Here is a 20,137-nt window from a genome sequence, read left to right on the forward strand (position 1 = left end):
TGATAGTTATGAATAGCGGCGGCAGTGATAATAAACCGTCCGCCGCTAGGGCATGCTCGGGGACTCACTTAGAGGCCCAGTTCTTCCTTCGAGTAATATTTGCTTTCTACCAGCAGGCTTTCCACATTGTCCTTATCTACCGATTGAGGCTCCAGCAGATAGGATGGAACAACCTTTACGCCGTTGTCATAGGTTTCGGTATCATTGACTTCGGCCTCCGAGCCTTCCAGGATGCTCAGAGCCATGGACACTGCCTTCTTAGCCAGCTCCCGCGTATCCTTAAACACCGTTTGCGTCTGTTCTCCGGCAAGAATGGACTTTACGGAAGCGAGCTCCGCATCCTGTCCGGTCACGATCGGAAGCGCTTTGCTGCCGGAGCCATAGCCTACGCCTTTAAGCGAGGAGAGGATGCCGATGCTGATGCCGTCATAAGGGGAGAGGACAGCATCCACATTCTCCGAGGAGTAGTGTGCACTCAGCAAATTGTCCATCCGTGCCTGAGCCGTGGCTCCATCCCAGCGAAGTGTAGCAATTTGCTCCATCTTGGTTTGGCCGCTGCGAACGACCAGCTTGCCGGAGTCTATATACGGCTGTAGAACAGACATGGCGCCTTCGAAGAAGAAATAAGCATTGTTGTCATCCGGTGATCCGCCGAACAGCTCGATGTTGAATGGTCCCTTGCCATCCTTAAGTCCAAGCTTCTCTTCAATGTAGGAAGCCTGCTGCACGCCGACCTGGAAGTTATCGAAGGTAGCGTAGTAGTCGACATACTCGCTATTCATGATCAGGCGGTCATAGGCAATGACTTGAATGCCCTGGTCATGCGCCTTTTGCAGGACCTCGGTCAATGCGCCGCCGTCGATGGAGGCAATGACGAGAATTTTAACGCCTTTGGTAATCATGTTCTCGATTTGCGATACCTGATTCTCAATGACGTCTTCTCCATACTGGAGATCGGTGTCATAACCCAGCGCCTCAAACTCCTTGACCATGTTGTTACCGTCGCCAACCCAGCGCTCTGAAGATTTGGTCGGCATCGCGATACCTACCGTACCCTTACCGCTTGCGCCCTTGCTGCTTCCGCCTGCGCAAGCCGTGAGGCCCAGCATAAGCACCAGTGCCAGCATCATTGCTAATGATCTCTTCAAAACTCATTCCCCCTACACATTTTATGAATACGCTTTCGTGAGAGAGTATAGCAAGGGAAGGGGGAGGTCGTATTTACATAGAAACTACTCTTTTTATAATTTTATTACTTTCTCTGGAAATGGAATGGACGGGGATTGTTTAAAAAGAGGACCCGGGGAGTGGAGGAGAAATGGCGATAGTGGAGTAGGGGGATAAGGGGGAGAGAGGAACGGGGGAACGGAAAAAAGCTCCCGTTCCCCGCGCCTCATTCTTCTTCCTCAGACTCATTCTCGAAGGCGCCCTTGCGATATTGCATCGGGGAGATGCCGGTGGCGCGCTTGAATGCGGTGCTGAAATAATGCTGGGTTTCGTATCCGGCCTGCTCGGAGATCTGGGCAATGCTCAGCGGGGTGGATGTGAGCAGTCGACTGGCCCGGCGAAGCCGGATTTGCGTGAGATAGCTGCCGAAGGTTGTGCCGAGCTCTTGCTTGATCATCCGGCTCAAATAAGCGGGAGAGGCCTGCAAATCCAGGGCCATGCCCTCCAAGGTAAGCTGACTATCGGCATAATGCTCCAGCATATATTGCTTGGCTCTTCGAACTAGAGGGGAGATTACAACCTCCTTCATTACAACAGCCTTGCTGGCCCGATAGACAGATGGGAGCTCCAATACGCTGCGGGTGCCTTCCGCAAGGTGAACCTCTGCGGCAATCTTCAGATGCGTCCGTACCGAGGCTTCGATGCGGTGGAAGTCCTTCTCCGCCTCCAAGTTCCAGAGCAGGATGACCAGCAACCCGAAGGGATCGCGGAACATGACCTTGGGATAGGGAGCGAGCCACTCGTTAGCGATATTCTCTACCGCAAACCAGTAAAGCTGGCGCTCATCCTCCTTCAGAGCGGCGGGAGAGCCGCCCGCTTCGGGCAGGCGAATGACCCCCAGCCAATCGGGGCTGGTCTCCGGCAGCTTCAGGAACTGCAACTGCTCTAAAATTTCCGCTTCCGTCAGGCCGCCTTCCATCCATTCCTGGCAGAACCGTTCCCGCAGCAAGGGATAGCTTCGCGAGATTTGGCGGGATGCGGTCTTCCAGTGCTGCTGCTTGGCGGCTTCTTCCTCCAGTTCGCCGCGAACCTGCCGCAGCACCTTCTCTAATTGAGCCGGATTGGCCGGCTTCAGGATGTAGTCCTTCACCTGCAAGCGGATGGCCTTCTGGGCATAGGTGAACTCATCATGACCGGTAATAATAATGAGCTTGGCTTCCGGCAGCTTCTCGCGCACCTGCTTCATCAGTTCAATGCCGTTCATGATCGGCATGTTCAGATCGACCAACAGAATGTGTACGCTGTGGCGCAGAGCTAAATCGAGCGCCTCCTCGCCATCCTCGGCCTCCGCCACCACCTTCATTCTCAGCTGCTCCCAATTGACGCTTTCCCGAATACCTTCACGGATAATCAGCTCATCATCAGCAATCAGCACCGTCCAGCGAAAATCACTCATACTCCATTCCCTCCCATCCATGCCGGGTTCTCCCGGATAATCGGGTGCAGCACTGTAACGGTCGTTCCTTGACCCGCTTCGCTCTGGATCGTTAATCCGTATCTGCTGCCAAAGGTCAAGGCAATGCGTGCCTGGACATTCATCATGCCGTAGCCTTGCTGCTCCTCCCCTGCACTATCCAGAGCGGCGGCTATCTTCTCCGGTCCCTCCGAGCTGACGGTAGCGGCTGCCTGCAGCTTTCTTTGCAGGACGGCAAGCTTATCCGGGGGAATCCCTTTGCCATCATCCCGAACGGTCATCACCAGTATGCCGCCCTCCTCAGCGGCCTCCACGGTGATATGTCCGGGTCCGCGGCGTTCCTTAATTCCATGATAAATGGCGTTCTCCACGATCGGCTGAAGGATCAGCTTGAGGACGTGAACATCCTGAATTTTCGGATCGATACGCAGCGTATAATCCAGCTTATTCTGATAGCGAACATGTTGGATTTGCAAATAGCTGCGGACATGCTCGGTCTCATCGTTTAGCGGGATCATATCGTTCCCTTTGCTTAGTCCGATACGGAACAGCTTGGAGAGCGATTCCGCCATTTCGGCGATATCCTCAGCCCCCCGGCGGCGAGCCATCCAATGAATGGTATCGAGCGTATTATAGAGAAAATGCGGTTTAATATGAGCTTGCAGGCTGCGCAGCTCTGCTTCCCGCTTCTGCCGCTCCTGCAATTCCGTCAACGAGAGCAGGCGATGAATTTGCAGCAGCATAGCATTGAACTGGCGGCCCAGCAAGCCGATTTCATCGGTTCGATCACTCCAATGGCGAATCGTCAGATCACCGGACTGAGCCTTCTGCATGAAGGAGGCCAACTGTCCAATAGGCCTTGAGATCGAGTGGGCCAGGTAGAAGGAAGCCGTCATTCCCAGCAAGCATACGATAAAAACGAAGCTGACGACGTAGAAGCGGATTTCCCGCATCTCGGCTGCCGATTCCGACATGGGAAAGATGCCGACCGTAGTCCAGTCAGGGAATGTGGCGTGCCGATAGACGAATTGGAAGTCCCGGCCGCCGATTCGCTCTGAATAAGTCCCCGATCCCGAAGGATCAAGATGCTCCAGCGGGATTTGCTCAATATAAGGGTCGGGCGGAGCATAGATTAATTCGCCTTCGCCGTCGACCACGGTTAAATAGCCCGTTTTGCCCAATCGCACATCCTGAGCGGTCTCCGCAATGACACGCAGCTTAAGGTCGATGAGAATGACGCCTTTGACTTGCTGGGTGTCGGGATCAAGAATGGCCCGTACAGCGGATACGACCTCGTTATCCTGATAATTAACGTGTGTGGTGACATTGCGGTGATGGGGATGACCAATAATTTTAAAAATCCCTTTGTTCCGGATCGCCTCCGCATACCAGCTTTCCCGGGTCAAGCTTTCTTCCGTGCGGGCATACATTTCATTGCTGATATACTGGCCCTGACTGTTCACGACCAGAATGCCGGCCACCTCGGAATGCAGGGTCGTGAAGCCTTGCAGAAATTTGCGGATTTCATAATATTCGTTGCCCGCTTCCAGCAACTGTTCAGGAGTATTTGTGTCGCTGACTGCCAGAGGGGAGGGCAGGCTTGCAGCCACGCTGGCCCGATCCTCTGCGGCCGTTGTCGGCACGTTGTCGTCAACGGTCCCCGGCCGGACTTCGAGAAACCGCTGTACCTCGGGATTAAACGAGATAAAATAGGTTATGTTCTGCAAATTTTCCACATACGCCTCCAGGGAATGGTTCACCTTACTGATCAGTTGCAGGGTGGTATCCGTAATTTGCCGCTCGATGATGCGGTCCACCGTCCAGTTCGTCAACAGGCCCAGCCCGATGGAAGGAAGGATGCTGATCAGCAGAAAGTGCACGATCAGCTTATAGCGAATCGGCAAGTTATTTAGCAGAAAGCGGCGGAGCTCCCAGGGCCGTTCACTGCGCCTATTTCGCATAATAATCATTCACATTCTGCCGGGTGACGACGGTAATGCCGGTATCTACCTGCTGCGGGACCTGCAAAGAACCCGGATTCCGGGTGTCGTTCATGCCATGATTAAGCGAGAACAGAAATTGCATGGCCCAGTATCCCATATTCCAGGTGCCTTGAGCCATGGTGGCGTCAATGTCGCCGCTCTTGACGAGGTCCAGTGTCCCCTTATCTGTATCAAAGCTGACAATTCTCGGTCCTGCTGCAGAGGGGCTGTGTTCACGTACGGCTTCCGCCACGCCGATGCCCCCGTTGGCTTCTGTGGTGAAGATTCCTGCTACATCAGGAAAGGACAGCAAGATTTCCTCCGCCGCCTGGCGCGAGAAGAGCGGGTCTCCCTTGCCATTCTTGATAACGACCACGCTTAGCTCAGGGAATTCGGCTGCTATGGTGTCGGCGAAGCCCTGTGTGCGATCTAAATGGTTCTGTTGATCCGGGACGGTGATGATGGCGAGCTTGCCTCTTCCGCCGGTAAGCTCGGCCATCTTGTCAGCGGCCCGGGCTCCGGCCGCGTAGTTATTGGTGCCGAGGAAGGAGTAAGCCCGGCTTCCGGGGGCATCGGAGTCGAAGAGAACGACCGGAATCCCAACCTCTACAGCCTTATTAATCGTGGCTGTCAGTTCGGCTGCATGCATAGCGGAGACAGCAATGCCGGCCGGCTTCTTGGCAATGACCTGCTCAAGAACGGTCCGCTGCTCATGGACATCGCGCTGGGTTGCGCCGCGATATTCAACGGATACGTTCAACGCTTGAGCCGCATCCTCAAAGCCCTTCAAGCCGCTCTTCCAATAGTCGATGCCCATTTGAAAGGTGACCATGACGTATTTTTCGTCCATGCTGCCCCGCAAGCCACCTGCATTCCGTTGATCACTGAGTTGGCTTTGCGCGCGGTAATTCAGCACATAGAAGGCAAAGCAGGCGATCAGCAGCAAATAGACGATCCAGATTTTTCGCATATGAAACCCCTTTCATCAATGCGCAAATGATAGGATAACGCCATCATCATACTATGATTCACAGGGGATATCATCCTTTTTCTTTCAATTGACAGGAAGGACTGGATTTATCGGGAAATTTGCTTATTCCCCAGATTTCCTATTTCTTACGTATGCTTTTATGAGGAGGGGCTGAAAAAACTCAGCCCTTTTACAAAGCGAAAAACAAAAATTCTATAGAAAAACCTAGAGAATCTTAAGGTTTGAACCGGAAGGACTGCGGTACAGTATACACATTCAACCAGGACGGAAGGTTAGAACATGCCGACAACATCAGCGACCGCCGGAACGGACAGCGTGCCGGGGGGCGGGGATCCTTGCACTGCGTGATATACCGGCATTTTCCTGCGGGCAGTATTGTAATCGCTTACAATCTGTTCATCCGGATGGGTAGGTTGAAAATCTGAATCTGGAGGTGCCGAAGAAGTAAGGTCGAACGGAGCGTCGGCAATAAAGCAAATAAGCAGGAGAAAAGTAGTCTGGATAGTATGGAGTGCGGAGAAATCCTTGTCCCATCTGCCTGGCGAAGGCAGAGAACTAACTGATTCCAAGGAGGACTGCAAATGCTCAGGAAAAGATTCAGGTATCTGCTGCTTTGTCTCGCGGTGCTGCTGATGTTGCCGCAATGGAGCGGAGCGGCTGCGGCGGAAGAATGGACGCCGGATGCGACAGATTCGATGGCGTCGACAACGGGGGTGTCGGAGGTGTCAGATTTCTATAATATTATCATGCAGGTAGGAGCCGATCCTTATGTTTACAAGCACACGGACGGCTATTACTACAATGTCTTTGTCAACGCCAGCGGCATCATGATCCGCAGAGCGAAGACCATCACCGGCATTGATCCGGGCGAGAGGAGCCTGGCCTGGACACCGGTTAAGGGCACCATGTACAGCTCCAACGTTTGGGCGCCGGAAATGCACTATCTCAAGGATACCGATGGCAGCTTCAAATGGTATATTTACTTTGCGGCTGACAACGGAACCAACGCCAACCACCGCATGTACGTGCTGGAGAACGCCAGTGAGAATCCGATGACCGGAACCTGGGAGTTCAAAGGGAAAATCACCGATTCTACTGACCGCTGGGCGATCGACGGCACGGTGCTGACGGTAAACGAGAAACACTATTTCATCTGGTCCGGCTGGGAGGACACGGATGGAAGCTTCCAAAATCTATATATTGCGGAGATGAGCGATCCACGGACCATCAGCTCGCAACGCGTATTGCTTTCGACGCCTGAGCATGATTGGGAGACGTCCCCGGGCAGGATCAATGAAGGTCCCCAAGTCAATATACGCGGCAACACCATCAACCTGGTCTATTCCGCAAACGGAAGCTGGACGGACAGTTACTGCCTGGGACTGATCACGGCCACGATTGGCGACGATTTGATGAACCCCGGCTCCTGGGTAAAACAGGATGAACCAATTTTCTCAAGCGCCAACGGCGTTTACGGCCCGGGCCACCACAGCCTCACCACCTCGCCTGACGGAAGCGAGGACTGGATTATCTACCATTCCGCCCGCTGGCCGGGATCAGGGTGGACCCGCAATGTCCGCGCACAAAAGTTCATCTGGAACGCGGACGGAACGCCAAACCTGGGAGAGCCTGTCGATCCGAACCAACCGATTGCCGTGCCTTCAGGGGAGCCGGCGCGTCAGCGCTATGAGGCGGAAGCGGCCCTGTTGATGAAAGATCCCAACGGCGGAACGGGTCCCGGAGTCTGGCGGGAAAGTACAGCTTCCGACGGTAAGAAGATCGGCAATATCAAGAACGCCAATGATTATGCCCAGTTTACGGTCAATGTGCCGGAGGAGGGATTTTATGTACTGTCCGTGCGCAATGCCAACGGTTCATCGAATGGGGCGGATGCTTCCCATATCTTGTCGGTCAACGGCGGTTCCGGCGCCAGATTGAACATCGTCCATTCCGGCTGGAATCGTTGGGGAGCCTCCACGGCGAAGGTCTATCTTAAGCAAGGGAATAATACCATCCGTTTCTCGACGGGTGCCAACCTTGCCGAAATTGACAGCATGGATCTATTCAAGCTTGATGTTGTGTCGGAAATTCTTTTCGATTCTCCGGGATACACACTGGGATTGGGTGAAAGTCGCAGCTTGCCCGTATATACGGTAACAGGCACTACCTATTCGCCTATCGGCAGCGGGGTTTCTTTCAGTTCCTCCAACAAAGAGGTCGCTGATATTGACGGGATTGGGGTCAAGGGGCTCAAGGCAGGCAGCGCTACGATCACCGCGACATATAACGGGAAAACGGCCACAGCCTCGGTTACCGTCGCCGCTGAACCTAAGGCTGTGCAGTCTATTGCCCTCAGCGGAATGAACAACATCCTGACCGTCGGACACACAGGGCAACTGCAGGCAGCAGCACGCTACAACACCTATGAGGTTCAGGATGTGACGGCTGACGGCACGTACTTCAGCAGCAACACCGACGCGGCCACAGTTACGGTCACCGGTCAGGTTTACGCCGCCGGGACGGGGGATACGGTGATCAAAGCCGCATACGGCGGCAAGGAAGCGTTGTTCAACTTGACGGTAATTTCGGATCCGTCTCTGGTTCCTCAGATTCTTTCTCAAGTAAAGACTCCCTCCGGAGTGACACCCAAGCTGCCCGATGTTGTTGAGGTCAACTACGAGGGGGAGATAAGCACAGCCGAGGTTACCTGGAACCTGGAAGGAATCAACTTTAACTCACTTGGCATAGTTCAGGTGCCTGTCCTGTTAACCATAAATGGCGAGGAGATTCCTGCTGCCGTTTCCGTAGAAGTCATCCCGGGATGGGGGCTTGATGAGATTGTAGATATCATGCGCAACAGGATAGTCAGTTTCTCATATCCTTTGGGAGAAGGCTTGGGGACCTATAGTCAAGATGCGTATAATGCTCTCCTGGCTGAGCTGGATCATGCGGAAGAGTTGTCCGCTGACGCTGATCTAAGCAAAGAGCAGTTTGAAGAGGCGCTGGATCGCCTTGCCGATGCGGAAGCAGCCCTGTTAGGCTCGCTCAACCTGACCGAGAATGGCGTGACCTATAATGCCTACCGGGATTTCTCCAGCGATGAGACGGGTAAGTACCCATACGGCATTACCATCGAGGCTCTGACCAATGGCGCTGCCGCTGCTGTGCAAGAAGAGGGCGGGAATAAGTTCCTGCGGCTGACCACAACCGCAACATCGGGCAAGGCAAACTTATTCCTGCCGTTTGTAGGCGAGGTCAGGGCTGATGCGGATCAGCGCATCGTCATTGAATACCGCGCCAGATTAAACAGCAGCTTCCAGTATGCCAATGGCGCCATGGTGAGAAATGATAGCGGCACAGGCAACTATTCTATGGTCACGGCTTTCGATAGGGATAAGATCATTGTGCAGGACGGCGGGACTAAGAAAGCCGTCCAGAACTTCTCTTTGAATACATGGTACAGCATTAAAATGGTATCCAACTGGAATGCCAAGACTTATACCGTCTATATCAATGATGTCCTGGCAGCCGCAGACTATAGCTTCCGTCACACCGGCGGCGACAAGCTGACTGGCCAGCTGTTCGGCATCGACGGCTACGCCAATGCCTCCATTGACTTCGACGATTTCAAAGTCCTGGTTACTGATAACTAACATTCATATAGAAACCAAGGAGCTAAGCGGGCTTCTCTCGCTTGATTCCTTGGTTTCTTGCGTCCAATGCTTAAATGAGGAGCGAGGGAAACCCATCCGACCTCCAAACTTACAAAAACCTTGACAAGTATTAGCTGGTTTTGGCAAGCCTCGAAGCTTTAGTGACATTATGCATTAAAATGGCCTCACGAGCACCCAAGCCAGCAATTTTAATGCCTTTTGGCACTTATTTCGCCCGCATGAGCACCACGCCAGAAATTTTAATGCCTTTTGCGCCTAGAATAAAAAGTGGACACGGCGTTAAGTGACCCCAATAATATACTTAACGATGAAAGAGGTGTCCGCTATGGGAGAGCAGCGTCAGCGCTACAATGAAGAATTTAAAATGCAGGCTGTGAAGTATGTTCAAGAGCAGACGAAGACATTACCGGAGATCGCCGATGAAATGAACATACCTACAGGAACACTGAAAAATTGGATGACGAAATACCGTTCGTTTGAAAATGAGCCTATTACTAACCCAGAGAAAGTCCGTCAATTGGAGGAACTTCTTAAGGCTGCTGAGCGAGAGAAGCAAGACCTCGCAGAGGAACTGGCCATCCTAAAAAAGGCTCTGCACATCTTCAGCAAAGAAAAGAACTAAGGTTCCAATTTATCGAAGATCATCGCTCTGAGTTTCGATTGGAGAAGATGTGCAAGGTTCTGCAAGTATCTAGGAGCGGATTCTACAAGTGGCTACAGAGTGAGCCTAGTGAGCAAGAACGCCGTAAGGCCAAAGTGCTTGAACGTATTACCTACCATTTTCATGATACGGAAAAGCGTTATGGCAGCCCAAAGATTACCAGAATGCTTTGGGAAGAAGGCATTCAGATTTCGGAGCGCACAGTTAGTATCTACATGCAGGAGCTCGGGCTTCGTTCATGTGTCTCCAGGAAGTATAAAGTACAGACAACGGATTCCGATCATGACTTGCCGATTGCTCCAAATGTGCTAGACCAGAAATTTGCTACAGCTAAACCGAATAAGGTGTGGGTTGCTGACATTACCTACATTCCGTGCCGCGAAGGTCGATTGTACTTGGCCAGCATGCTAGATCTATGCACCCGTGAGATTGTAGGCTGGCGTCTTTACGACCGGATGACCACAGATCTAGTCCTGGATGCCTTAGACGCGGCGTACAACGCAAAACAACCAGGCAAGGGGCTCATCCATCACTCTGATCGTGGCTCACAATATGCCTCTGATGAGTACAGGAAAAGGTTACAAGCTTACAAGATGAAGCCTAGCATGAGTCGCAAAGGAAACTGTTACGATAACGCGTGTATTGAATCCTTTCACAGCATTTTGAAGAAAGAGCTCATCTATTGCAATCCAAGATTCAAGACCAAACAGCAAGCGTACAACGAGATCTACCGTTACATCGAATTTTTCTATAATCGCAAACGAATCCACAGCGCAATCGGCTATTTGTCACCGGTTCAATTTGCTGCACGCTTTGAGAAGAAAACAAAGAAAAGGGAAGCATAACCTTTCACTTAATATGTGTCCACTATCTTGACAGAGATCCATTTTGGCACTTATTTCGCCCGCATGAGCTCCACACCAACAATTTTAATGCCTTTCGGCACTTATTTCGGCAACGCACAGCGTAACCTCACATTGAAAAAGGTGTCCCCAATCATCTACCATGACTTCGGCCCTCCCCTTTTTTTCTGTGGCGAAAAACAAAAAATCTATAGAAAAACCTAGAGATTCTTAAGGTATGCGCCGAAGGGACTGCGGTACAGTATAAGCATCATCGTAAAGCAATCAACCAAGAAAGAAGGTTAGAACATGCCAATTACACCCGTGACCGCCGGAACGGACAGTGTACCGAAGGCCAAACAAGCCTTTTACGCAACCAAGAGATTTCGGCAGAATATCCCGCTGCTCCTTATGCTCGTACCGGGGATCCTGTATTACGTGATATTCCGGTATCTTCCTATGGGCGGACTTGTGATCGCTTTCAAGGATTACAACTTCCACGATGGCATATTGTCGAGTCCGTGGGTGGGGCTTAAGTATTTCAAGATATTATTTCAGTCAAGCGCTACGCTGCAGATCATCTGGAATACCCTCGAACTGAGTATTCTGAATCTGATCTTCGGTTTCCCTGCACCGATTATTATCGCCATCGCACTGAATGAGGTTCGAAAAAGATGGCTGAAGCGCTGGATTCAAACCATCATCTATCTGCCCCATTTCCTGTCTTGGGTTATCATAGCAGGGCTGGTGCTCACCTTGTTTTCAATCGATGGCGGCACGGTCAACAAGCTGCTGGAGCAATGGGGAATGGAGCCTGTACCTTTTCTGTACCGCATCCAATCCTGGGTTGCAATCTTTATCGGCTCCGGGATGTGGAAGGAAATGGGGTTCGGTGCTATTATCTATCTCGCCGCCCTTTCGTCCATTGATCCCAGCTTATACGAATCGGCTGCCTTGGACGGCGCGGGCAAGCTGAGACAGATCTGGCATATTACGCTGCCGGGCCTGCGTCCTACAATTATTCTTCTCCTGATTCTGGGTATGGGCCGCTTAATGGAGGTAGGCTTCGATCAGGTTTACAACCTGCAGAATCCCACCGTCCTGGAAAAAGCCGAGGTTATCAGCACCTATGTGTATAAAGTGGGGCTGCAGAAGGCCCAATTCAGTCTGACCACGGCCATGGGTCTCTTCGAGTCCTTTGTCGGTCTGGTGCTGCTGCTGTCGGCTAACGCGCTGGCCCGGAAATTCGACCAGGGATTATTCTAGGGGGGAACTACATTGAGAGAGTCGACTAGCGGAAAGATTTTTTCGGTCTTCGTTCATACGGTTTTAATTATCATCGCACTCACTTGCATTCTGCCTTTCCTTCATTTGATCGCCTTGTCCTTAAGCGAAGGGCATGCGGTGGATCTGGGACAAGTCTTCTTCTGGCCGGTGGGCCTTGATTTTACAGCCTATGAGTACTTTTTTCAGAATACCCCGGCCTTGCGGGCATTTACCAACAGCGTCATCATCACCGTGGGCGGAACGGCGCTTAGCATGCTGACGACGGTGCTGACAGCATATCCTTTGTCCCGCCGCTATCTGTATGCCCGCAAGCCGCTAACAACAGCCGCGCTGTTTACGATGTTATTCAGCGGCGGCATGATTCCCACTTATCTGGTGATGAACAATCTGAACTTGACGAACACGTACTGGTCCTTATGGTTTGTGGGGCTGATCAGCACTTATAATATGTTGATTATGAAAAGCTTCTTTGAGAACATTCCGGGTGAAGTGACGGAGGCGGCTCAGATTGACGGCTGCGGAGAGATGCAACTGCTTTTACGTGTCATATTGCCTTTATCTCTGCCGATGCTGGCCACATTGACGCTATTCTACGGTGTCGGTTACTGGAACATGTTCATGAACGTCATTCTGTACATCAACCGTACGGAACTGCAGAATCTCACGGTCGTCGTGCAGAGCATGCTGCAGATTCAGAGCATGGACAACATGATGGCGATGGATATCATGCAGCAGCAGGAGCTGATCTCCGAGAAGCTGAAGGCGGTAGGCGTCATGGTCATGGTGGTGCCGATGCTGGTCGTATATCCGTTTTTGCAAAAGTATTTCGTTCAAGGGATTATGCTTGGTTCCATTAAAGGCTAACGGCAACACATCCATTTATTATAGATCATAGATCGAGAGGAGCTTGCAAATGTTTGAACAAACATCCAAGTGGAACAAAAAGGTCTGGTCATCCGCAGTACTGGCAATCGTGTTGACAGCGGGGGTTGTTGGCTGCAGCCAACCTAAAGCAGAGACAGGGAGCGCAGAAAAAAAGCCCGTTATTACTGTCTCCAACTATGACAGAGGCAATATCCCGGCCGCGGAGGGAAGCGTGGAGGAGAACCGCTGGACTAAATGGATTAATGAACATTCTCCGGTCGAGGCCAAGTTTGTGCCCGTGCTTCGGTCGGAGGCGGTCCAGAAGCTGAATGTGATGTTCGCTTCAGGCAGCGCGCCGGATATGGTCAATGATTATGATACGGGCTTTCGGGATTCCCTCTATCAGCAGAAGCAGCTGCTGCCTCTGGATGATTACCTTCAATATGCCCCCGAGTATGAAAAATTGCTGGAGAAGTATCCTCAACTGCGCGAGGTGGGCACCAAGCCGGATGGCAAGCTTTATGAAATCGGCAAAATTAACGAACCCCATCTGCAAAGCGTGGCGCTCATCCGGGTGGATTGGTTGAAAAAGCTCAACCTGGAGATGCCGAAGACGACCGATGAGTTGCTTACTGTTCTGAAGGCTTTTGTAGAGCAAGATCCGGACGGCAACGGCAAGAAGGATACGTACGGAACGAATATCAGCTATACCTCCGGCGGCATGATAGATTCCATGTTCGGCGCGGGCGGCTGGGCCATCTCGGCTGATGACACAATCATCCGCAGCTGGGAAAATACGCTGGAGGCGACGAAATTCAAGAAGAGACTGTTCGAGGAAGGATTGATCGATCCGGATTACCTGGCCGACACGAACGGCTCCAAAGCCAAACAGGACTATTTGAACGGCAAGGTGGGCGTTTTCCTGCCTCCGCAAATCAATAACTGGTTTGAGAGCACGGTAACCGATCTCAAGACGATCAGAAGAGTGGTTCCGGAAGCGGAAATTGCCCCGATGATGCAGCCCAAGTCACCTATGGGACAATTCACCCATCACGTGACCAACCCGATTCAGATGACGACCGTGGTTAATGCCGCCGCCAAAGATCCCAAGGCTGTGATGGAATATATCAACTTTATGATCCAGCCGGATACGGCGCTGACGCTGAGAAAAGGACTGGAGGGAGAGCATTGGAATAAGGGAGCGGACGGCGCGCCCGTCGTGATTGATCTGGAAAAGAACACGAAAGAAGTGGATTGGGCCGCGGACTACACCATGTTCTATTCCCTCCCGCAGAATCCATTTTTGACCTCCGTATCGGCATTTAATGTGGAGGATCCGGATCAGAAGGCAGGGCTGGAAATGATGCAGCAAGCGGATCAATTCTTGCTCAATCCGGACGCCAAATACCCTGCTTTGAGTCACTACGAGCATATGCCGGTTCTGCCAAGCGACCTGGTCGTTATCAATACCAACGTGGACAAAGAAGTAAAAGACATTATTGTCAAAGGAATCATCGGCGGGTCCAAATATACGGCCGAGCAAGCGATCGAAGATGCCAAAGCAGCCTGGGAGAAGGGCGGCGGCAAGCAGATCGAGGAATACATGAACACGTGGTATCAAGAAAATAAAGATACTGCCTTCCTTGGCGATGATGTACTAGAGATGGTTCGCTCTCAGCTTAAGTAAGCTTGGAAGGGACACCGCAAAAAAAGTAAATAAGAACTTGGTCCGGTAGCAGCCGGGCCAAGTTTTGTTTTAAAATTAAGATGAAAGGGTTTACAATCGGATTGCATCATCTTTTTCGAGGAGGGAGACAGACTGAATCCGATAAGCTGGCCGGGGAGAATTGCCGGAAAAATGAAGGGCAGCTTCAAGCTGAAGCTGATTGTACTGCTCTCGTGTATGGTCACAATAGCCTTTGCATTAGCGGGGTGGCTGGTCTCCCGCTTAAATGTCCAATTGATGGAGGACGAGATCAGCAAGCAGTTCTCGATCGCCAATGAACAGGCTTTGGCCAGATTGGAGCTCACCTTTCAGGAGGTAAGCCGGGTATCCCAATCTATTATCCTGAATCCTTCTATAGAAATGTTCGTCACAGAAAGCCTTGATCCCGGAGGGGATCTCTATACTCAATTCAAGAACCGGAAGTACGTGGAGGAGCAGTTGATCACGCTGCAAGTGGATACGCCGTCGATTCGGTCCATCTTTCTGTTCAATGAAAACGGAGACCTGGCGGTTCTCTCCCAAAATGGGGCTTCAGGAAAACCCGGGCCTGAAGAGATGGCCATGGTGACCGGCAAGCTGGAGTCGCATCGGGGCAACCTTGTCTGGGGACGGGCCAGTCTGCCCAGTGCCGTAGACCCCGGCGGACGCCGGACGGTATTGATCGCCGCCAGACGGATGCTCAACGATAAGCTTATTCCATACGGAACCATGGTGGTGGTCATGGAGGAAAGCCTGGTATCCAAGGTGCTGAGGGATCTTACGGAGAACGGCAACGGCAAGGTGCTGCTGCTGGAGCCTATGGGAGGACTGCTCTACTCCAATACGAATCAGGAGGAGACGGAGCAACTCATGCATTTGATCGAAGCCAGCGATCCCCGATATGCCAAGATGAACGGGGTCACCTATTTATTTGTCCGCCATCGCCTGGAACCGGCAGGCTTCACGCTATACGGAGGAGTCTCCCTGGAGGAGATTCAACGTAAAAACAAGGACATCATTCATATTTTCGTGATTGCCGGCATTGGCGTCGTGCTTCTCAGCGCCCTGCTAATTACGCTATCTACCCGAACCCTGCTGATGCCTCTGGCCGATCTGATGCGGGGGCTGCGAAAATTGCGCTCGGGGGATTTCTCGGCACGGATCAGCGTCCGTTCCGGCGATGAGCTCGGGTTTATCGGCGAGAGCTTCAACAGCATGGCAGAGCAAGTAAGCACTCTGATCAACAAAGTGTACCTGGCCCAGATCAGCCAGCGGGAATCGGAATTAAAAGCGATTCAGGCGCAGCTGAACCCGCATTATCTGCACAACCTGTTCAATGAACTGTATTGGAAGCTGTATAACGACGATCAAGCGGAGGCGGCGCTGCTGATCAACGCCATCTCGGAGATGCTGAAGTATTCGCTTCAATCCGTCAAGACCGATACGACGCTGGGAGAGGAACTGCAGCAGATACGGAATTACATTAAGATTCAGACCGAATTGTTTACCGGCGAGGTTGAAACGATCATTCAGGCCGAAGAGGCGTTGCTGAATCTGCGGATGATGAGATGCCTGCTGCTGCCGGTGGTGGAAAATGTTTTTGTGCATGCCTTCCGCAATATGGATGAAGACCGGGTGCTTAGAGTGAAGGCGGCTATACACGATGAAGCGCTCCATATCGAGGTGGCTGACAACGGTTGCGGCATGGATGACAGCACTTTAAGGGCCTTAAAGGAGGTTGAGGATGCGCTGCCGGAGAACAACAAGACGGGAATTGGCTTTAAAAGCGTGCTGCGGCGCATTGAGCTGGTGTACGGGACTCCTTACGGAGTAGAGATTTCCAGCGTCAAGGGAAAAGGCACGACCGTTCACATTAGGCTTCCCGTTCAGACGTTGCCGCAAGAATACTAAGCTATGCTTCTGAAGCGAGTTTTGCTCGAAGCTTCTCGGGAAGTAACACTACAACACATTGAGGGGGAAACCGAGTGAAAGCCAAGCTGTTTATCGCCGAGGATCAGCCGAATTTTCGCAAAGGCTTGCTCAAGCTGGCCGGGAAACGCTCCACCGAGTGGGTGGTGGCGGGAGAAGCGGCCAATGGGCGGGCCGCTTTGTCTTCGATGGAGCAATGCGTCCCGGACTTGCTGTTAACCGATATCCGCATGCCCCATATGGATGGACTCGAACTGGCCGAGGAAATCAAAGCTCGCGGCTGGGGAACCAAGATTGTGATCATCACGGGCTTTAAGGATTTTGCTTATGCCCAGTCCGCCCTCAAGTTCGGAGTGCTGGACTTTATCACGAAGCCTTGCGTCGAAGCGGATATATTAAACATGCTCGACAAGACCTATGTACGGCTGATCGAGGAGAATCAGTCCGGGCGGTTGGTGGAGGACTGGAGGCGTCAGCATGAGGACGGCCAGCTTCGCTCGGCGATTATGGGCATGTCCTGCAATAATGGAGAAGTGCAGGCTTTGCTCGGACGGATGAAGGAATGCGAGCTTTACTTTCTTAGCATCCCTGCCTATATTTCCGCAGAAAAACATTATACTGCTCAGGATATGCCCCTATTGCAATTTGCTCTTGGCAACATTATTAGAGAGCATTTGCATAAATGGTATGGCGGCGGCTTTCGGCTTTTCTCCTTGAGTTCATCGGAATGGGCTTTATTGGCGGACAGGGCGGAGTCCCGGCCGGAAATGCCCTCATCCTGGCTGCAGACCCTTGCCGATTCGATTCAGCATTATTTGAAGCTGGCGCTTGCCAGCAGCGGACAAGGACAATGCCGCACGGCGGAGGACTTGCGCCAGGCTTACGAGCGGTATTGCAGCGGAACGGGCCGGGAGGCGGCCTCTGAGCGCAGCACGGCCTATGAAGCTTTACTTAACCAGACGGCGCTTTACGAAAAGGAGAAGGAAATTGTGTCCTGGCTGATGTCGGAAGATAACGGCCGGTTGAACAAGGAGCTTCTGGATCAAGTGGGGCGAATCGGCAATATGCCTCCGCAAACCGCCAAAATCGAAGCCCTGCTCTTGGCCGCAGCCCTTCTCCGGCTGGTGCAGGTACAGTTTCCCGAATGGCGGATGGCTTCACGTTCTATCGAGTGGGGCTCCGTCTACAAATGCGAGTCGCCCGAAGAGATTACGGAATGGCTGCAGGTGTACATCCGTGAGTTTCTGCATTCCCACAACAACTGGATTGCCGGCAAAAAAGACCATCCGGTCAAGCAGGCCATCCGGTTTATCGAAGAAAAGTATATGGAAGAGTGCGGTCTGGCCGAGGTGGCGGCCCATGTTCATCTCAACCCCAGCTACTTCAGCAACCTGTTCAAAAAAGAAACCGGAGAAAGCGTCACCGCCTATATCCAGAACCTGCGCGTGCAGAAAGCCAAGCTCCTGCTCAAAAGCACGGACATGAAGGTTTTCGAAATTGCCCAAGCCGTCGGCTTCAATGATTCCAATTATTTCACGCATATGTTCAACAAAATAGCCGGGCTTTCGCCAAAGGAATACCGCAAGCGAACCTCGGCAACCTCCCATGACTGATAAAAATACACATTATAATATGAAAATTCAAGAAACTATGACAAATCCATAGTTTCTTTTTTTTGTCATAATTCCCCGCAAGCCTTTCGTAGAGTGAGATTCTCGACAGATAAGAAGCCCTAATTTCACTTTTTATCTCATAACTATGATTTTTTAGAAAAATATAGCAGGAATCATGGAGGAATATGTAAAATATATCAAATGTAATCATTTTTTAGATTGTCTTGAGAGATTGATGATCTATGGAAAGGAGGTCAACGGATAGACTGATAGTTTCTGCTCCTGGTTGGGAGCGAAAAATTAAATTGCGGGGAGGAATAAGCATTGACTCAGGCAAAGGCATTCCGTAAAGCAAGTATTTGGCTGCTCGCTATGACTCTAATTGTTCCGTTATTTTCGTTTTCCGCATTTGTTGACGGCAAGCCTGCCGGCGCTGCGGGAGACCGCAAGCTGGTTGGCTATTGGCATAATTTTGATAATGGTTCCAGCAATATTCGGCTGAGAGAGGTTTCCCCGGATTTTGACGTCATTCAGGTAGCGTTTGCCGAGCCAGCAGGGGGATCGACGAGCGGGAACATGGCCTTTCAGCCTTACAACGCTTCCGTAAGCGATTTTCAGGCCGATATTCGTCAACTCCAAGGGCAAGGTAAAAAAGTGTTGATTTCTATCGGAGGAGCCAACGGAACTATAGAACTGTCTTCCGAGCAGGCTCGGCAAAATTTTGTCAGAACGATGAAGGATATTATCGACACTTACGGCTTTAACGGTCTGGATATTGATCTGGAAGGAAGCTCGTTGTCCTTGAACGGCGGCGACACGGATTTCAGAAGCCCGACGACGCCCAAAATTGTGAATCTGATCTCCGCGGTGGAGGACATTCTGAACAGCTACAGTTCGGACTTCATGCTGACAATGGCTCCGGAAACGGCATATGTGCAAGGCGGCTATGTGGCGTACGGCGGTCCTTGGGGCGCTTATTTGCCGGTGATCTACGCATTGCGCGAGCAATTGGATTATCTGCATGTTCAGCATTACAACTCCGGCCCGATGACCGGACTTGACGGCAAATCCTATGCTCAAGGAACAGCAGATTTTCAAGTGGCCATGGCCGAAATGCTGCTGCAGGGATTTGACGTGGGCGGCAATGCAAATTATAAATTCCCGGCGCTTCGCCCGGAGCAGCTGCTCATCGGCCTTCCGGCCACGCAAGCGGCGGCGGGCGGCGGTTATACGACCCCGGACAATGTGCACAAGGCGCTCGATTATCTCATCAAAGGCCAATCGTTCGGCGGCAGCTACACCTTGCGCAATCCGCAAGGCTATCCCGGCTTCAAGGGTCTCATGACCTGGTCGATCAACTGGGACAAAGTAGCCAACTATGAATTTTCCCGCTCCCACCGGGCTTATCTGGACGGTCTCGGGACCGGCCCAGGACCAGGGCCTAACCCCGATCCTGACACAACGCCGCCAAGCGCTCCGAGCGAGCTTCGCGTGACTGCAACTACGCCGAATAGCGTCACCTTGGCGTGGAACGCTTCCACGGACAACGTGGGCGTCGCCGGTTACACTGTCGTCTACGGCACAAGCAGCGTGAACGTCAACACCACCACCGCGACCATCAGCGGCTTGTCTCCGGATACGACGTACACGTTTACCGTCACCGCCAAAGACGCCGCCGGCAATGCTTCCGCTGCCGTCTCCGTCCAAGGCAAAACGGCGGCGCAGGACAACCCGGGCGAGGCTCAACCCTGGCAGGCATGGGTTTCCTATAGTGTCAACGACCAGGTGACCTACAACGGCAGCGTCTATACCTGCATCCAGGCCCATACTTCCCTTCCGGGATGGGAGCCGGCCAATGTGCCTGCTTTGTGGCAGTTGCAGTAGGGACGGGGGAGCGTAGTAATTGATTATATAAAAAGAGGAGCCCGCGTCTGGTATGAGACGCGGG

14 protein-coding genes are annotated in these 20,137 nt (G+C 52.1%); 9 read left to right on the forward strand and 5 right to left on the reverse strand.

What is annotated here, in order from left to right; genetic code table 11:
* Positions 1-68 precede the first annotated feature (68 nt).
* The 5 genes from chvE to KI362_RS00305 form a co-directional block, all read right to left on the reverse strand.
* Positions 69-1,130 carry a multiple monosaccharide ABC transporter substrate-binding protein gene (gene chvE, locus KI362_RS00285; RefSeq protein ID WP_374705609.1) on the reverse strand — a complete coding sequence of 354 codons (1,062 nt, stop codon included), beginning with the start codon at positions 1,128-1,130 and terminating at the stop codon, positions 69-71.
* Between the two features lie 263 nt (positions 1,131-1,393).
* Entirely contained in the window at positions 1,394-2,623 is a 1,230-nt protein-coding gene (locus tag KI362_RS00290) for a response regulator (protein ID WP_301624005.1), read from the reverse strand.
* Entirely contained in the window at positions 2,620-4,602 is a 1,983-nt protein-coding gene (locus tag KI362_RS00295; RefSeq protein WP_374705610.1) for a cache domain-containing sensor histidine kinase, read from the reverse strand. The genes KI362_RS00290 and KI362_RS00295 overlap by 4 nt, the downstream gene beginning before the upstream one ends.
* Positions 4,592-5,593, reverse strand: a complete 1,002-nt coding sequence (locus KI362_RS00300; protein ID WP_301624008.1) for a substrate-binding domain-containing protein — start codon at positions 5,591-5,593, stop codon at positions 4,592-4,594. Before KI362_RS00300 ends, KI362_RS00295 begins: the two co-directional genes overlap by 11 nt.
* 293 nt (positions 5,594-5,886) lie before the next feature.
* A complete protein-coding gene (locus KI362_RS00305; protein ID WP_301624009.1) occupies positions 5,887-6,183 on the reverse strand; it encodes a hypothetical protein in 297 nt (98 codons plus the stop codon).
* A gap of 12 nt (positions 6,184-6,195) precedes the next feature.
* Here KI362_RS00305 and KI362_RS00310 point away from each other — a divergent pair, with 12 nt between their 5' ends.
* The 9 genes from KI362_RS00310 (at position 6,196) to KI362_RS00350 (ending at position 20,073) form a co-directional block, all read left to right on the forward strand.
* Entirely contained in the window at positions 6,196-9,267 is a 3,072-nt protein-coding gene (locus KI362_RS00310) for a family 43 glycosylhydrolase (protein WP_301624011.1), read from the forward strand.
* 346 nt (positions 9,268-9,613) lie between these two features.
* A complete protein-coding gene (locus KI362_RS00315) occupies positions 9,614-9,910 on the forward strand; it encodes a transposase (protein WP_301624013.1) in 297 nt (98 codons plus the stop codon).
* An 11-nt stretch (positions 9,911-9,921) separates the two neighbouring features.
* Entirely contained in the window at positions 9,922-10,794 is an 873-nt protein-coding gene (locus KI362_RS00320; RefSeq protein WP_301624624.1) for an IS3 family transposase, read from the forward strand.
* A 306-nt stretch (positions 10,795-11,100) separates the two neighbouring features.
* On the forward strand, positions 11,101-12,057 hold the full coding sequence (locus tag KI362_RS00325) for an ABC transporter permease (protein WP_301624014.1): 957 nt from the start codon (positions 11,101-11,103) through the stop codon (positions 12,055-12,057).
* Positions 12,058-12,069: 12 nt separating this feature from the next.
* Positions 12,070-12,942, forward strand: a complete 873-nt coding sequence (locus tag KI362_RS00330) for a carbohydrate ABC transporter permease (protein WP_044479557.1) — start codon at positions 12,070-12,072, stop codon at positions 12,940-12,942.
* 49 nt (positions 12,943-12,991) lie between these two features.
* Complete coding sequence (locus KI362_RS00335; protein ID WP_301624015.1) at positions 12,992-14,629, forward strand: extracellular solute-binding protein; 1,638 nt, start codon at positions 12,992-12,994, stop codon at positions 14,627-14,629.
* 171 nt (positions 14,630-14,800) lie between these two features.
* Entirely contained in the window at positions 14,801-16,558 is a 1,758-nt protein-coding gene (locus KI362_RS00340) for a cache domain-containing sensor histidine kinase (RefSeq protein ID WP_301624016.1), read from the forward strand.
* A gap of 74 nt (positions 16,559-16,632) precedes the next feature.
* Positions 16,633-18,189, forward strand: coding sequence for a response regulator transcription factor (locus KI362_RS00345; RefSeq protein WP_301624018.1), 1,557 nt, complete (start codon positions 16,633-16,635; stop codon positions 18,187-18,189).
* A gap of 372 nt (positions 18,190-18,561) precedes the next feature.
* Positions 18,562-20,073 carry a carbohydrate-binding protein gene (locus KI362_RS00350; RefSeq protein ID WP_301624626.1) on the forward strand — a complete coding sequence of 504 codons (1,512 nt, stop codon included), beginning with the start codon at positions 18,562-18,564 and terminating at the stop codon, positions 20,071-20,073.
* Positions 20,074-20,137: the final 64 nt, after the last annotated feature.

The organism is Paenibacillus apis (genome assembly GCF_018333295.1).
Lineage (GTDB): Bacteria > Bacillota > Bacilli > Paenibacillales > Paenibacillaceae > Fontibacillus > Fontibacillus antibioticophila.

Bases quoted from the DNA above. Each gene is read 5' to 3' on its own strand.
- KI362_RS00335 (WP_301624015.1), top strand. From the start codon at position 12,992: ATGTTTGAACAAACATCCAAGTGGAACAAAAAGGTCTGGTCATCCGCA.
- chvE (WP_374705609.1), bottom strand. From the start codon at position 1,130: ATGATGCTGGCACTGGTGCTTATGCTGGGCCTCACGGCTTGCGCAGGC.
- KI362_RS00350 (WP_301624626.1), top strand. From the start codon at position 18,562: ATGACTCTAATTGTTCCGTTATTTTCGTTTTCCGCATTTGTTGACGGC.
- KI362_RS00325 (WP_301624014.1), top strand. From the start codon at position 11,101: ATGCCAATTACACCCGTGACCGCCGGAACGGACAGTGTACCGAAGGCC.
- KI362_RS00290 (WP_301624005.1), bottom strand. From the start codon at position 2,623: ATGAGTGATTTTCGCTGGACGGTGCTGATTGCTGATGATGAGCTGATT.
- KI362_RS00300 (WP_301624008.1), bottom strand. From the start codon at position 5,593: ATGCGAAAAATCTGGATCGTCTATTTGCTGCTGATCGCCTGCTTTGCC.
- KI362_RS00310 (WP_301624011.1), top strand. From the start codon at position 6,196: ATGCTCAGGAAAAGATTCAGGTATCTGCTGCTTTGTCTCGCGGTGCTG.
- KI362_RS00295 (WP_374705610.1), bottom strand. From the start codon at position 4,602: ATGCGAAATAGGCGCAGTGAACGGCCCTGGGAGCTCCGCCGCTTTCTG.
- KI362_RS00315 (WP_301624013.1), top strand. From the start codon at position 9,614: ATGGGAGAGCAGCGTCAGCGCTACAATGAAGAATTTAAAATGCAGGCT.
- KI362_RS00340 (WP_301624016.1), top strand. From the start codon at position 14,801: ATGAAGGGCAGCTTCAAGCTGAAGCTGATTGTACTGCTCTCGTGTATG.